General features: G+C 75.0%; 5 protein-coding genes and 1 pseudogene. 3 read left to right on the top strand and 3 right to left on the bottom strand.

From position 1 onward, the window contains the following. Positions 1-44: 44 nt before the first annotated feature. From ACZ6JT_RS28840 to ACZ6JT_RS28830, 3 genes are all read left to right on the top strand, one after another. Positions 45-1,253, top strand: coding sequence for an NAD(P)/FAD-dependent oxidoreductase (locus ACZ6JT_RS28840; protein ID WP_469214140.1), 1,209 nt, complete (start codon positions 45-47; stop codon positions 1,251-1,253). Beyond that, positions 1,250-4,411: a non-ribosomal peptide synthetase gene (locus ACZ6JT_RS28835; RefSeq protein WP_469214138.1), complete on the top strand. Its 3,162-nt coding sequence runs from the start codon at positions 1,250-1,252 to the stop codon at positions 4,409-4,411. Before ACZ6JT_RS28840 ends, ACZ6JT_RS28835 begins: the two co-directional genes overlap by 4 nt. A gap of 78 nt (positions 4,412-4,489) precedes the next feature. Then, positions 4,490-5,767: a cytochrome P450 gene (locus ACZ6JT_RS28830; RefSeq protein ID WP_469214137.1), complete on the top strand. Its 1,278-nt coding sequence runs from the start codon at positions 4,490-4,492 to the stop codon at positions 5,765-5,767. 76 nt (positions 5,768-5,843) lie between these two features. On the opposite strand, the gene ACZ6JT_RS28825 is transcribed toward ACZ6JT_RS28830, so the two are convergent. From ACZ6JT_RS28825 to ACZ6JT_RS28815, 3 genes and pseudogenes are all read right to left on the bottom strand, one after another. Next, the gene (locus tag ACZ6JT_RS28825) at positions 5,844-6,641 is read right to left on the bottom strand and encodes a thioesterase II family protein (protein ID WP_469214135.1); all 798 of its coding nucleotides are present in this window, start codon (positions 6,639-6,641) and stop codon (positions 5,844-5,846) included. Beyond that, entirely contained in the window at positions 6,638-8,716 is a 2,079-nt protein-coding gene (locus tag ACZ6JT_RS28820) for an alpha-hydroxy-acid oxidizing protein (RefSeq protein ID WP_469214443.1), read from the bottom strand. The genes ACZ6JT_RS28825 and ACZ6JT_RS28820 overlap by 4 nt, the downstream gene beginning before the upstream one ends. Then, a pseudogene (locus ACZ6JT_RS28815) lies at positions 8,713-15,336 on the bottom strand (type I polyketide synthase); the annotation flags it as partial. The pseudogene ACZ6JT_RS28815 and the gene ACZ6JT_RS28820, both read right to left, overlap by 4 nt. Positions 15,337-15,371 lie beyond the last annotated feature (35 nt).

The raw sequence follows: 15,371 nt of genomic DNA, 5'->3' as shown, positions 1-15,371 counted from the left end.
CGTAACGCCCGCCACCGGGGCCGGCGCAGGACAAGGAGCATCTTTTGACCCACTACGACGTGATTGTGGTCGGCGCGCGGTGCGCCGGGGCTCCGGCCGCGATGCTGCTCGCGCGCGCCGGCTACCGGGTGCTCATGGTCGAGCGCGGCACCTTCCCCAAGGACACCCTCTCCACGCTCTACATCCACCAGCCCGGTGTCGCCGCCCTCGCCCGGTGGGGCCTGCTGCCCGCGGTCGTCGCCACCGGCGCCCCCGCCCTCGACAACGTCCGCTACACCCACGGCGAGATCCGCCTCGACGGCTGCTCCTGGGCGGCCGACGGACAGCGCGCCGCCTACGCGCCCCGCCGCTACCTCCTCGATCCGATCCTCGCGCAGGGCGCCGTCGACGCGGGCGTCGAGTTCCGCGAGAGCTGCTCGGTGAGCGACCTCGTCTTCGACGGCGACCGCGTCGTCGGCGTCCGCCTCGGCTCCACCGGCGCCGTCGAGCGGGCCACCCTCGTCGTCGGCGCCGACGGCATGCGCTCCACCGTCGCCGCGAAGGTCGGCGCCCCGCTCGTCGTCGAGGACCCGACCTCGACGTGCGCCTACTACTCCTACTGGTCCGGCCTGCGCCCCGGGTTCCGGCTGTACGACACCCCCGGCCACTGGGTCGGCACCGTACCCACCAACGACGGGGCGACCCTCGTCGCCGGATACCTCCCCCAGGACCAGTTCCACAGCGTGCGCGGCGACGCACTGAACGCCCTGCTCACGAACGTGGAGAAGACGGCTCCCGAACTGCGGGAGGAAATGGCGGGCGGCGCCCGCCTGGAACGCGTCTACGGCACCGGCGACCAGCGCAACTTCTTCCGGCAGGCCACCGGACCCGGCTGGGTGCTCGTCGGCGACGCCGCCCACCACAAGGACTCGATCACCGCGCGCGGGATCACCGACGGCTTCTACCAGGCCCAGCTGCTCGCGGACTGCATCGGCGACGGCCTGCACGACCCCGACCGGCTGCGGACGGCCCTCGACACCTACGCCGAACAGCGGACGGAGGCCCTCACGCCCGAGTACCGGGCCACGCTCAAGACGGCCCGGCTGGACCCGCCCGCCCACCACCTGGACCTGCTGCGCGCCATCGCCTCCAGCGGTGAGCTGACGGACCGGTACTTCTCGACGCTGTCCGGTGTCTGCCCGATCGACGAATTCGTCACCCCCGAACTGCTCGACCTGATGGAAGAGATGGACATGAAAGGAACGAAGGGATGACCGACGGGACGACCGGGAACGACCGGCTGCCGCTCACCTTCGGGCAGGAGTTCATCCGGTCCGGCCACCGGCAGGAGGGGGCGTACGGTCACCACCCGGTCATCGCGCTCCGGCTGACCGGCGCCCTCGACCGCACCGAACTGACCGGGGCCCTGCGGCTCCTGGCGGCCCGGCACGAGCCCCTGCGCACCACCTTCGCCGAGGCCGGCGGCCGGCCCGTGCAGAAGGTCTGGCCGGCCGGGCCGCTGGAGCTGGAATCGGCCGACCTGGCCGCACTGCCCGCACCGGAGCGCGACCGGCGGCTCGAAGCCCGCATCGCGGAACTGGCCGCCAGGCCCTACGACCTCGCCTCCGGCCCGCTGCTGCGCTCCCTCCTGGTCCGCCTCGCCGCCGACGAGCACGTGCTGGTGCTGAGCGCCCACCGCATCGCCGTGGACACCCGCTCCCGCGGCATCCTCGTCGCGGACCTGACCGAGCTGTACGCGGCGGCCGTCTCCGGGAGGCCCGCGCGGCTGCCCGAACTCCCGGTGCGATACGCGCAGTACGCGGCCGAGCAGCGCGCACGCGTCACCGAGGCCGACCTCGCCGCGCAGCTGGAGCACTGGCGCGGCCACCTCGCCGGCCTGCCCGCGCTGCGGCTGCCCACCGACCGGCCCCGCTCCCGGGCCCGCGGCGCGGCCGCCGCCCGCCACGGGTTCCGGATACCCGCCGGGGCCGTCAAGGGCCTCGCCGCCGCCGCCGAGGCGCACGGCGGCACCCTGTTCGCCGGCCTCTTCGCCGCCTGCCAGGTGCTGTTCTCCCGCCACACCGGCCAGGAGGACCTGGCCCTGGGCACCCTCGCGGACGGCCGGCCCCGGCCTGCGCTCGACGGCCTGGTCGGCGCGTTCGACAACCCGCTCCTGCTGCGCGCCCACATACGCTCCGAGGCGCCGTTCACCGAGCTCCTGGCGCAGACCTGCGCCACCCTCGGCGAGGCCGCCGCCCACCAGGACGTGCCCTTCGAACAGGTCCGTAGCGCCCTCGGCGAGGGCAAGGACGCCGGCGACACCCCCGCCGTCCAGGTGCTGGTGGTGCTGCGCGACGCCGCCGGCGCGGCCGGGCCGGCGCAGGCGCCGGGACTCGACGTACGGGCCTTCCCCGCGCCCGGTGTGCCCGCCGCGTACGACCTCACCGTGGAGTTCGCCGAGACCGGCACGGGCGAGCTGGCCGGCACGCTGGAGTACGACAGCGCCCTCTTCGACGCGGTCACCGTGGAAGTGCTCGCCCGCCACCTGGCGGTGCTGCTCGACGCCGCCGCGGCCGACCCGGACACCCTCGTGGAGGAGCTGCCGCTCGCCGACGAGGAGGAGCTGCGCCTCCTCACCACCGAATGGGCCGTCAACCGCGCCGAGTTCCCCGCCGACAGCTGCGTCCACGAGCTCGTCGCCGAACAGGCGCGCCTGCGCCCCGGCGCGGTCGCCGTCAGCGCCGGCCTGGAAACGCTGACCTACGCCGAACTGGACGCCCGCGCGAACCGGCTGGCCCACCTGCTCGTCGCCGACGGGGTCCGGCCCGGCACCTTCATCGCCGTCTGCCTGCCCCGCGGCCCCGAACTCGTCACCGCGCTGCTCGGCGTCCTGAAGGCCGGCTGCGCCTACCTGCCGCTGAACCCCGACTACCCCGGGGACCGGCTGAGCTTCATGCTCTCCGACGCCGAAGTGCCGCTGTGCCTCACCGAGTCCTGGCTCACGGGCAGGCTGCCGGCCGCCGGGACGCGCATGATCTGCCTCGACGAGCAGGACGAGGCGATCGCCGCCCAGCCGGCCGGCGCCCCGGACGTCCGCGTCACCGCCGACGACCCCGCGTACATCATGTACACGTCCGGCTCCACCGGCACGCCCAAGGGCGCCGTGATCGGACACCGCTCCGTCGTCCGGCTGTTCCGCAACGCCGACTGGGTGTCGCTGGGCCCGGACGACGTCATGGCCCAGGGCTCGGACGTCACCTTCGACGCGGCCACCCTCGAGATCTGGGGCCCCCTGCTGGCGGGCAGCCGGATGGTCGTCATCGACAAGGACACCCTGCTGGACCCGGCGGAACTCACCGCCGCACTGCGCCGGGGCGGCGTCACGACGCTGTTCGTGACGACCGCCGTCTTCAACCAGATCGTCGCCGCGGACCCGTACGCCTTCGGGGCGCTGCGCCACGTGCTCTTCGGCGGAGAGGCCGCCAACTCCGTCCGCGTGGCCGAGGTCCTGGCGGCCGCGCCGCCGCAGCGGCTCGTGAACCTCTACGGGCCCACCGAGACCGCCGTCCTCGGCACCTGGCACCTCATCCGCGAGGCGGACGAGAACATGCCCGTCCCGATCGGCCGCGCCGTCGCCAACACCACCGCCTACGTGCTCGACGAGCGGCTGCGGCCGGCGCCGATCGGGGTGGCCGGCGAACTGTTCATCGCCGGCCCGGGCGTCGCACAGGGCTACCTCAACCGGCCAGAGCTGACCGCGGACCGCTTCCTCGACAACCCGCACGGCGAGGCCCCGGACCACCGGATGTACCGCACCGGCGACCTGGTGCGCTGGACCAGCGCCGGAGTCATCGAGTACGTGGGCCGGGCCGACCACCAGGTCAAGGTCCGCGGCTACCGCATCGAGCCCGGCGAGATCGAACTCGTCCTCCAGCAGCACCCCGAGGTCGGGGTGGCGCTGGTCCTCGCCGTGGCCGACGGCGAGCACAAGCGCCTCGTCGGCTACGTGACGCCCGCCGCCGCGGGACACCACCCGCAGCCGGCAGAGCTGCGGGAGTTCGTCTCCGCCCGGCTGCCCGTCCACATGGTGCCCTCCGCCGTCGTGTGCCTGGAGCAGTTCCCGCTCACCCCGAGCGGCAAGGTCGACCGCAAGGCCCTGCCCGCCCCGGAGCACACCACCGCCCCCGCGGGCGCCCTGGAGCCCCGCACGGGCACCGAGCGGCTGCTCGCCCAGATCTGGTCCGACGTGCTCGGCATCCCGGCCGTCGGCGTCACCGACAACTTCTACGAGCTGGGCGGGGACTCCATCCTCGGCATCAGGGTGGTCGCCCGGGCGAAGAAGGCCGGGCTGGTGATCTCCGCCAAGGACGTGTTCCGCAAGCAGACCATCGCCGAACTCGCCACCACCGCGGTGGCGGCGGAAGCCGCCTGAGGCCCCCGCCCCCCTCTCAGACCACCCCTACCGCGCCGCGGACCTCCGGGTCCGCGGCCCTGGAGGAGACACACACCCATGACTGCCCCCACCCTGCCGGCGACCGAGCTCACGGACCTCGCGGACCTCGCGGACCTGGCGGAGCTGGCCGATCCGGCCGCCTACGACCTCACCGACCCGCAGACCTTCGAGGACAACGACCCGCACCTGCTGTGGCGGCCCTTCCGCACCCACAACCCGGTCTTCTGGCACCCGGCACGGGACGGCAAGCCCGGATTCTGGGTCCTCACCAAGTACGACGACATCATGACCGCCTACCGCGACAACAAGCGGTACACCTCGGAGCAGGGCAACGTGCTGAGCACGCTGCTGCTCGGCGAGGACTCCGCCGCGGGCAAGATGCTCGCCGTCACCGACGGCCCGCGCCACCGCGAGATCCGCAACCTGATGATGAAGTCCTTCTCGCCGCGCGTCCTGGCCCCGGTCGTGCAGAACGTCCAGCAGCTCACCGACCAGCTGATCTCCGAGGCCGTCGAGGCGGGCGAGGTCGACTTCGTCACCGCGGTCGCCGACCGGATCCCCATCCACAGCATCGGCGACCTCATGGGCATCCCCGCCGAGGACCGCGAGCAGCTCGTGGACTGGAACGCCCAGACCCTCTCCCGGTACAGCGCCGACGACGGGGAAGAGGTCTCGCTGATGGCGCGCAACGAGATCGTGCTCTACATCTCCGGACTGATGGCCGAGCGCCGCCGCAACCCCGGTGAGGACGTCCTCAGCACGCTGGCCACCGCCACGATCGACGGCGAACCGCTCAGCGAGGAGGAGATCATCTACAACGCGTACAGCCTCATCCTGGGCGGCGACGAGTCCAGCCGGGCCACCGCCTCCGGCATCGTCCACGCCTTCAGCCAGTACGAGGACCAGTGGCGCCGGCTGAAGAACGCGGAGGTCACCCTGGAAAGCGCCACCGAGGAGGTCATGCGGTGGACCACGCCGACCATGCACTTCGGCCGGCACGCCCTCGTGGACGTCCCGATCCGCGACCACGTCGTCAAGGCCGGTGAGATCGTCACCCTGTGGAACAGCTCGGCCAACTTCGACGAGGACGCCTTCGCCGATCCCTACACCTTCGACCTGGGACGCACCCCCAACAAGCACGTCAGCTTCGGCCACGGACCGCACTTCTGCCTCGGCGCGTACCTGGGCCGGGTCCACATGATCTCCATGCTGGAGTCGCTGCGCACCCGGGTGGCCGACATCGAACTGCTCGCCCCGCCCACCCGGCTCTTCTCCAACTTCGCCAACGGACACGCCACCCTGAAGGTCCGCCTCACCGGCGAACGCGCCGCATAGCCCACCGTACACACGGCGAAGGCCCTCCCGATCAGCCGATCGGGAGGGCCTTCGCCGTGGTGAGCGGGCCGCCGGGTCAGCGGCCGCTGCCCACCAGGGAGGCGGCGGCGAACGAGCGGAGATCGTCCGCGATCGCCCGTACCACCTCGTGCTCGGAGGACTGCAGGTAGAAGTGGCCGCCCTCGAAGAACCGCGCCGTGAAGGCGGCCGTCGTGTGCTCGCTCCACCGCATCAGTCCCTCGCGCGGCACGTTGAAGTCCTGCGCCCCGGAGTACGCGTGCAGCGGGCAGGCGAGCCGGGTGCCCACGGCGCCCCGGTAGCTCTCCGCGGCCTTGAAATCGGCCCGCAGGGAGGGCAGGACCGCCGCCATCAGGTCCTTGTCGGCCAGCAGCTCCGGCGGGGTGCCGGCCAGGTCGAAGATGGACGAGGCGAGGTCCTCGTCCGCCATGAGGGACAGGCCCCGGCTCAGGTGGATGGCGGCCGCCGGCCGGCCCGAGACGATCACCCCGATCGGCGCGCGGTCCGGGTGCAGGCGCTCCAGCCGCAGGGCCACCTCGTACGCGACGAGCGAGCCCAGGCTGTGCCCGAACAGGGCGAGCGGCCGGTGCGTACGGGGGAGCAGGGCCTCGACCACCTGGTCGGCCATCTCCCCGATGTCCTCGACGCAGCGCTCGCCCAGCCGGTCCTGGCGGCCCGGGTACTGCACGTTGAGCACCTCGGCGCTGTCGGACAGGGCCGCGGACAGGCCGTGGTATCCCGTCGCGGAGCCGCCCGCGTGCGGGAAGACGACCAGCGTCGGCGCTCCGGCCGGTGCTCGGTGGTAACTGCGCAGCCAGCCCGTCGGGTCCGAGCCGGAGCCGTAGGGTCGCTTCATCGCCGATCTCCGTTCTCCGCGGGCCCGTGCGGCCCGGAGGTGTCCGAGGTGGTGCCCGCGAGCAGGTGCGGCCCGACGTCCGCGAGGCGGGCACAGCCGGTGAGTGCCAGGGCCAGGCCGAGGTCGGTCAGCAGGCACCGCAGCACGTGCTCGACGCCGCCCCGGCCGCCGAGCCCGAGCCCGTACACGTAGGGCCTGCCGTAGAGGACGGCGTCCGCGCCCAGGCCCAGGGCCTTGACCACGTCACTGCCGGTCCGGATCCCGGAGTCCATCAGCACCGGTACGTCCGGGCCGACGGCCGCCCGCACCGCGGGCAGTGCGTCCAGGGCGGACACGCTGCCGTCGAGCTGACGGCCGCCGTGCGTGGAGACGACCACGCCGTCCGCGCCGTGCTCCAGCGCCAGCCGGGCGTCGTCCGGGTGCAGGATGCCCTTGACGAGCAGCGGCAGCCGGGTCAGACCGCGCAGCCAGGCCAGGTCGGCCCAGGTCAGGGTGGGGTCGGTGGAGATCTGCGCCCAGCGCAGCACGGCCGCGGTGGCGTCCGCCCCGGCCGGCAGCCCGGCCAGGAACGCCGGATCGCCCGTGAAGTTGGCGATGCCGGTGCCGCGCAGGAACGGCGAGTACCCACGGTCGAGTTCGGCCGGGCGGAAGCCCAGGTGGGTGGCGTCGACCGTGACCACGATGGCCGTGTAGCCCGCGGCCTCGGCACGCCGCACCAGCGACTCGCCCACCGCCCGGTCCGAGGGCAGGTACAGCTGGAACCAACGCGGGTGCTCACCCGCCTGCTCGGCCACCTCCTCCAGCGTGCGGGAGGCGAAGGTCGACAGCACCAGCGGCACACCGGCCGCCGCGGCGGCCCGCGCCGTGGCCGACTCGCCCTCGGGGTGCGCCACTTGCTGCGCGGCCAGCGGTGCCAGCAGGACCGGTACGGGCAGCCGCTGCCCGAACAGCGTCACCGAGGTGTCGGTCGGGCGGGTGCCGCGCAGCATCCGCGGCACCAGCCGGTGGCGCTCGAAGGCCGCGCGGTTGGCCCGGCCGGTCGCCCCCGAGCCCGCCGTGCCCGCCACGTACGCGAAGCCCTCGGGGGACATCACCGCGCGGGCCGCTTCCTCCAGCGCCGTCGGGTCCGTCGGCAGCGCCGGGACGCGGCCTTCGAGGCCGCCCAGCAGGATCTCCCGTACGAGGTCGGCGAGGGGCTCCCCGGCCGGCGCGGCGGGCGCCTGCGCCTTTGCGGCCGGGGGCGCCGCGGCGAGCCATGCCAGGTCCTCGCGGACGTGGTGGGTGAGCAGTGGCCCGGTCTCCCCGGGCCGTTCGACGAGCGAGAAGTGCCCGCCGGACAGCGTCACGAGGGTGTGTCCGTTCCTGCCGTGCCGGGCCCAGTCGGCCATCTGCTCCGGGGAGTTCTTCGGGTCGGACGCCGCCAGGAGCACGGTGAGGGGGGCCGTCACGGCGGCCCCGTCGGCACAGCGGTAGCGCAGCAGCGCCCGGTGGTCGGCGCGCAGCAGGCGCAGCACCTCGCCCACGATCTCCGGGTCCCGCAGCAGCGGTTCGGGAATGCCCCCGAGCCGCCGCAGGCCGGCGACCAGTTCCTCGTCGCCGACGCCGGTCAGGTCGGGCTCCTCCCAGTCCTGCGCGGGGGGCCGGGCCGCCGAGACGAACAGCCGGGCCACGGTGTGGCGTTGCTCCAGGAGCCGGGTCGTCTCGAAGGCCACGAGGGCCCCCATGCTGTGACCGAGGAGGAACACCGGCAGATCGGAGCGGGAGGCGAGGGCCCCGGCCACGCCCGCGGCGAGCTCGCCGATCTCCTCGGCGCAGGGCTCGGCGCGCCGGTCCTGGCGGCCGGGGTACTGGACGGCGAGCAGCTCGATGTCCTCGGGCAGCGCGGCCGACAGCGCCACGAAGGCGTTCGCGGCCCCGCCCGCGTGCGGGAAGCACACGAGGCGGGCGGTCGCGGACGGCCGGTCGTGGTAGGTACGGATCCACCGGGAGGGGTCGAAGGGCCCGTTCGCGGGCCCGGTCGACCGGGTGGCACGGCCGGTCGGCGGAGCCGGCGCGGCCGTCGGGGTGTTGGTCATGCCCACGCGGAGTGATCCTCCTTCATAGAACCCAGTTCGGTCAGCAGCTCGCGCAGCCGCTCGCTGACCACGGCGCTCTGCGCCTCGCTCAGCGGCCGGTCGGCGACCGCGGCCTCCAGCCGGGCGATGTCGGCGAGCAGCGCCACGGTGACGCCGGTGCCGGTGCCGGCCGTGTCCGCCGGGGCGGGCGCGCCCGCGGCGGGCTGCGCCGCCGGTGCGACGGTGGCTTCCGCGGCCGGTTCGGCGGCCGTCTCCGGGAGCAGTTCCCGCAGGTGGACCACCAGTTCGGCCGGGGTCGGCCAGTCGTAGACGAACGTGGCGGGCAGTTTGACGCCCGTGGCGACGGCGAGCCGGTTGCGCAGCTCCACCGCGGTGAGCGAGTCGAAGCCCAGCCGTTCGAACGCCCCGTCCCGGTCCACCGCCGCACCCGAGGCGTGCCCCAGGACGGCCGCGACCTCGTGGAGCACGCGGTCCAGCAGCCGGTCACCGGTCAGCGAGGCCTCGGCCTCCGCCTCCACCGCCGCCCCGGGCGCGGACCGCACCCCTGCGCCGGGCGCCGGGGCGGGCACCAGGCTCCGCAGCAGGGCCGGCACCGCCGCGCCTTCCGCGATCCGGGCCCGCAGCCCCTCGAGGTCCCACCGCGCCGCCACCGCCACCGGACGGTCCCGGCGCACCGCGGCGTCCAGCAGGTCCAGCCCGAGCTCCGAGGTGAGCGGAGCCACGCCCACCCGCGCCATGCGGGCGACGTCCGCGTCGGTCAGACCGGCGCCCATGCCGCCGGCCCCCTCCCACAGGCCCCACACGACGGAGACGCCGGGGCGGCCCACCGAACGCCGGTACTCCATCAGCCCGTCGAGGAACGCGTTGCCGGCCGCGTAGCCGGCCTGCCCCGGAGAGCTGAGCGTGCCCGCGAGGGAGGAGAAGACGACGAACGCGTCGAGGCCGAGCGGCTCGGTGAGCTCGTGCAGGTGGAGCGCCGCGTCCACCTTCGGACGCAGGGTCCGCTCCAGGTTCTCGGCGGTCATCGAGGTGAGCAGGCCGTCGTCCAGCACCCCCGCCGCGTGCACCACCCCGCCGATGCGGACGCCGTCGCCGGCCAGCCCGTCGAGGGCCGAGGCCAGCGCGGCCCGATCGGCCGCGTCGCAGGGCACCGTACGGACATCCGCGCCCAGCGCGCGCAGCTCGGCGATGTCCCGGGCCGCGTCCTCGCCGGGCAGCCCGCGGCCCATCAGGACCAGCTGCCGTATCCCGTGCTCCGCCACCAGGTGGCGGGCGGCGAGCCGGCCCAGCCAGCCCAGACCGCCCGTGATGAGGACGGCGCGGGCGGTGTCCCAGCGTTCGTTCCCGTCGGCGAGGTCCAGCACCACCTTGCCGATGTGCTGGGCCTCGCTCAGGTGGCGGAAGGCGTCGGGAGCCCGGCGCAGGTTCCAGGCCGCCACCGGCGGTGCCTGGAGCGCGCCCCGCTCGAACAGCCCGAGGAGCTCGGTGAGGATTTCCTGGATCCGGTCCGGACCGGGATCGCGGACGTCGTACGTCCGGTACGTCACCCCGGGGTGCGTTCCGGCCACCTCGGCGGCGTCGCGCCGGTCGGTCTTGCCCATCTCCAGGAACCGTCCGCCGCGCGGCAGCAGCCGCAGCGAGGCGTCCGCGAACTCCCCGGCGAGGGAGTTGAGCACCACGTCCACGCCGTCGCCGCCGGTGGCAGCGAGGAACTCCTTCTCGAAGTCCAGGGTGCGCGAGGAGGCGATGCGCCCGTCCGCGACCCCCGCCGCACGCAGCGCGTCCCACTTGGCGGGGCTCGCCGTGGAGTACACCTCGGCGCCGAGGTGGCGGGCGATCTGGATCGCCGCCGTGCCGACGCCGCCGGCGCCCGCGTGCACGAGCACCGATTCGCCCGCGCGCAGGCCGGCCAGGTCCACCAGGCCGTAGTAGGCGGTCAGGTAGGTGACGGGAACCGCCGCGGCCTGCCGGAAGGACCAGCCCTGCGGGATCCGGCAGACGAAACGGCGGTCGGTGACCGAGGTCGGTCCGATGCCGTAGAACAGGCCCATCACCCGGTCGCCGGGCCGCAGGTCGGTGACCCCGGGACCCACTTCGAGGACGGTGCCCGCGCCCTCGCCGCCCTGCCCCGAACCGCCCGCGTGCCCGTCCACGGACGGCGGGATCACCCCGAGGGAGAGCAGGACGTCGCGGAAGTTCAGGCCGGCGACCCGCATCCGGATCCGCACCTGGCCCTCCTCCAGCGGGGCGGCCGCCTCCGGCCAGGGCTTGAGGGCGAGGTTCGCGAAGGTGCCCTTGGCCACGTAGTCGAGGTGCCAGTGCGGGGTGTCGGCGGGCGGCCGCAGCTCCGTGTCCGCGTCCTGCTCGGCGAGCGAGGGACGGTAGGCGGTGCCGCCGCGCAGGGCGAGCTGCGGCTCACCCGTGGCGAGCGCGGCCGCCACGGCCCGCCGGGAGGCGGGGGTGCCGTCCTCGTCGACGACCGTGAACCGGTCGGGGTGTTCGGCCTGTGCGGAGCGCAGCAGGCCCCACACCGCACGGTGGGCGAGCTCACCGGGGTGCTGCTCGCCGCCCAGGGTGACGGCGCCCCGGGTGAGGACCGCCAGACGGGTACCCGCCAGGCGCTCGTCCTCCGCGAGGAGCCGTACCGCGTCGAGGACCCGGTGCAGGGCCGTGCGGACGGCCGCCCCGGCGCCGGTGCCCGGCGCGCCGCCGCCCGCGGAGGGCGGGCAGGGCAGGACGAGCAGCGCGGGGGCCTCGGCGCCGGCGGAGAGCGCGTCGGTCAGGGCCGGCAGGCCGGGCAGGGCCGCGCCGAAGGGCAGCGGGGAGCCCGCGCCGTCGCCGTCGTACGCACCGATCAGCGTCCAGCGGTGCGTCGCGGGGGCGGGCGGCAGTTCGGCCAGCTCCTCCCACGTCGGCAGCAGCAGGCCGTCGCCCGGTGCGTCGTGGGCGGTCACGGCCTGCGCCGGGAGCGGACGCAGGGCCAGCGAGCCGATCGAGGCGACCGGGCGGCCCGAGCCGTCCGCGACGTCGATGCCCACCGCGTTCGCGCCGGACGGTGCGAGCCGGACCCGCAGGACCGTGCCGGCCGGGCCGAGCGTGCGGACACCGGACCAGGCGTACGGAAGGAACGTCCCCTCGTCGGCGTCGGCGCCGCCGCCTTCGGCCCCGTCGATCAGGCCGCCCAGCGCGATCGGGTGCAGGGCCGCGTCGAGCAGCGCCGGGTGCAGCCCGTACGCGTCGGCGTCGCCGGACCGTTCGCCCGGGAGCGCGACCTCGGCGAAGACTTCCCGCCCGCGCCGCCACACGGCGCGCACGCCGCGGAAGACGGGCCCGTAGTCGAGGCCCTTGGCACCGAGGGCGGCGTACAGCTCGGCCACCGGTACGGAGACCGGCTCGGCCCCCCGCGGCGGCCACTGCGCGGCCAGGTCCGCGGCCTGCTCCGGGGCCGGTACGGAGCCGTCGGCGAGGACCGAGCCCTGGGCGTTGCGGGACCAGCCCTGCCCGTCGGCGTCGCCCTCGGGCCGGGAGTGGACGGCGACGGCCCGGCTGCCGGAGCCGTCCGCGGCGGCCAGGGACACCCGCAGCCGGACCTCCCCCTCCTCCGGGACCACCAGCGGCGCCTCCAGGACGAGTTCCTCGACCAGGCCGCAGCCCGCCTCGCGGGCGGCGCACGTCACCAGGTCCAGCAGCGCGGTGCCCGGCAGCAGCACCCGGCCGCCGACGCGGTGGTCGGCCAGCCACGGGTGGCGGGCCAGCGAGAGCCGGCCGGTCAGCAGCAGGCCGCCGCTGTCGGGCAGTTCGGTGGAGGCCGTCAGCAGCGGGTGGCCGACGGCGGTGAGCCCGGCGGAGCTCACGTCCCCGGGCCCGGCCGGCCGGTCGATCCAGTACGGCCGGTGCTGGAAGGCGTACGTGGGCAGCTCCACCCGGCGCGCCCCGCGGCCCGCGAACACGGCGGCCCAGTCGACGTCACCGCCGCACGCGTGCATCCGCGCGAGCGCCGTGAGCAGCGCGGTCACCTCCGGCAGGCGACGCCGCAGCGAGGGGATCAGCGTCCGGGCGGCGGAGCGGTCCCGGTCCGCCTCCTCCAGGCAGTCGGCGGCCATCGAGGTGAGGTCGGTGCCCGGCCCCACCTCCACGAAACGGGTGCAGCCCAGCTCCGCGAGGGCGCCGACGCCGTCCTGGAAGCGGACGGCGCGGCGCGCGTGCCGGACCCAGTACTCCGGGTCGGCGAGCTCGTCCGCGCCCACGGGCCGGCCCGTCAGGTCGGAGACGAAGGAGAGCTGCGGCTCGTGGAAGTCCAGACGGGCGACCACGGCCCGCAGCTCCGCCATCGCCGGCTCCATCAGCGGCGAGTGGAAGGCGTGGCTGACGCGCAGCCAGGTCGCCTTGCCGCCGGCCGACTCGAAGTCGGCGACCACGGTGGCCAGGGCCTCACGGTCACCCGAGAGCACCGTGGCGGCCGGGCCGTTCACCGCGGCGAGCGAGACGAGCTCCTCGTGCCCCGCGAGCAGGGCCGTCGCCTGCTCCTCGGAGGCGCGCAGGGCCACCATCGCCCCGCCGGAGGGGAGTTGCTGCATGATCCGGCCGCGTACGGCGGCCAGCTCGGCGGCGTCCGCCAGCGACAGGGCGCCCGAGGTGTGGACCGCCGCGAGGGCGCCGACGGAGTGCCCGAGGACGGCGTCGGGGCGGACGCCCCACGACTCCAGGAGGCGGAACAGGGCCACCTCGAAGGCGAAGAGCGCCGGCTGCGTGTACCGCGTGCGGTTCAGCAGGCCGCCCTCGGGGCTGTCCTCGGCCGCGAGGACCACGTCCCGCAGCGGCTGCTCCAGGTGCGGTTCCAGGGCGGCGCACACCGCGTCGAAGGCCGCCGCGAACACCGGGAAGGCCTCGTACAGTTCCTGGCCCATCCGGGCGCGCTGGGAGCCCTGACCGGCGAAGAGGAAGGCGGTGCGGCCCTCGGCGGCCGTCGCGCGGACCACGTCCGGCCCCGGCACCCCGTCCGCCAGCGCGCGCAGGCCGTCGAGCAGTTCGTCGCGGTCCTCGGCGAGCAGCACCGCCCGGTGCGGGAGGTGGCCGCGGGTGGTGGCCAGGGAGAAGCCCACGTCCGCCAGCGCGTCGCCGTCGGACTCGGTCAGGTGCCGGTACAGCCGGTCGGCCTGCGCGCGCAGCGCGGGCTCGGCGGCCGCCGACAGCACCACCGGTACGGCCGGCAGCGCGACCGGCTCCCCGGCGGCGGCCGGCTCCGGCGCGGGCGCCTGCTCCAGGATGACGTGCGCGTTGGTACCGCTGATGCCGAAGGAGGACACCGCGGCCCGGCGCGGCCGCCCGCCCCGCTCGGGCCACGGGATCGTCTCGGTCAGCAGGGAGACGGCGCCGCTCGACCAGTCCACGTGCGGAGTGGCCTCGTCCACGTGCAGGGTCCGCGGCAGCAGCCCCTCGCGCAGCGCCATCGCCATCTTGATCACGCCGCCGACCCCGGCCGCCGCCTGGGTGTGCCCGATGTTCGACTTCAGGGAGCCCAGGTGGAGCGGCCGGTCCGCCGGACGCCCGCTGCCGTAGGTGGCCAGCAGCGCCTGCGCCTCGATCGGGTCGCCCAGCGAAGTGCCCGTCCCGTGCGCCTCCACCGCGTCGACGTCGGCGGCGGTGAGCCCGGCGGCGGCCAGGGCCTGGCGGATCAGCTGCTCCTGCGCGGGCCCGCTGGGTGCGGTCAGCCCGTTGCTGGCGCCGTCCTGGTTGACGGCCGAACCACGGACCACGGCCAGGACGCGGTGTCCGTTGCGGCGGGCGTCGGAGAGCCGCTCGACCAGCAGCAGACCGGCGCCCTCGGCCCAGCCCGTGCCGTCCGCGGCGGCCGAGAACGCCTTGCAGCGGCCGTCGGCGGCGAGCCCGCGCTGCCGGCTGAACTCCACGAACGGCATCGGCGTCGCCATCACCGTGGCACCGCCGACCAGCGCCATCGTGGACTCCCCGCGGCGCAGCGAGGCACAGGCCAGGTGGAGCGCCACGAGGGAGGAGGAGCAGGCCGTGTCGACGGTGAGGGCCGGACCCTCCAGCCCGAAGGTGTAGGACAGCCGCCCGGAGGCCACGCTGCCGGCGCCGCCCACGCTCAGGAAGCCCTCGTACTCCTCCGGGGCGGGGGAGAAGCGGTTCATGTAGTCGGCGTACATGGTGCCGACGAACACGCCTGTGCGGCTGCCCCGCAGCGCGGCCGGATCGATGCCCGCGTCCTCGAAGGCCTCCCACGCCGTCTCCAGCAGCAGACGCTGCTGCGGGTCGATGCTGTGCGCCTCGCGCGGCGAGACCCCGAAGAACTCGGCGTCGAACTGCGCCGCCTCGTAAAGGAATCCGCCCTCCCGGGCGTACGAGGTGTGCGGCCGGGCCGGGTCGGGGTCGTACAGGCCCGCCAGGTCCCAGCCGCGGTCGGTGGGGAACGGCCCGACGGCGTCCACCTCGTCGGCGGCCAGTCGCCACAGGTCCTGTGGGGAACGGACGCCACCCGGGTAGCGGCAGGCCATGCCCACGATCGCGATCGGCTCGTGCTCGCGTTCCACGAGGTGGGCGTGGTCGGCCTTGAGCCGCTCGTTCTCCTTCAGCGCGGCCCGCAACGCCTCGACGACCTGCTGTTGGGTTGTGGAAGCCATCCTGTTCTCTCCGT

Source organism: Streptomyces sp. NPDC046308, assembly GCF_055588065.1.
The sequence above is the reverse complement of the archived record's forward strand: the minus strand, read 5'-3'. Positions and strand labels throughout refer to the sequence as shown.

Coding starts and splice junctions, on each gene's coding strand:
- ACZ6JT_RS28835 (WP_469214138.1), top strand. CDS start 1,250: ATGACCGACGGGACGACCGGGAACGACCGGCTGCCGCTCACCTTCGGG.
- ACZ6JT_RS28830 (WP_469214137.1), top strand. CDS start 4,490: ATGACTGCCCCCACCCTGCCGGCGACCGAGCTCACGGACCTCGCGGAC.
- ACZ6JT_RS28825 (WP_469214135.1), bottom strand. CDS start 6,641: ATGAAGCGACCCTACGGCTCCGGCTCGGACCCGACGGGCTGGCTGCGC.
- ACZ6JT_RS28820 (WP_469214443.1), bottom strand. CDS start 8,716: ATGACCAACACCCCGACGGCCGCGCCGGCTCCGCCGACCGGCCGTGCC.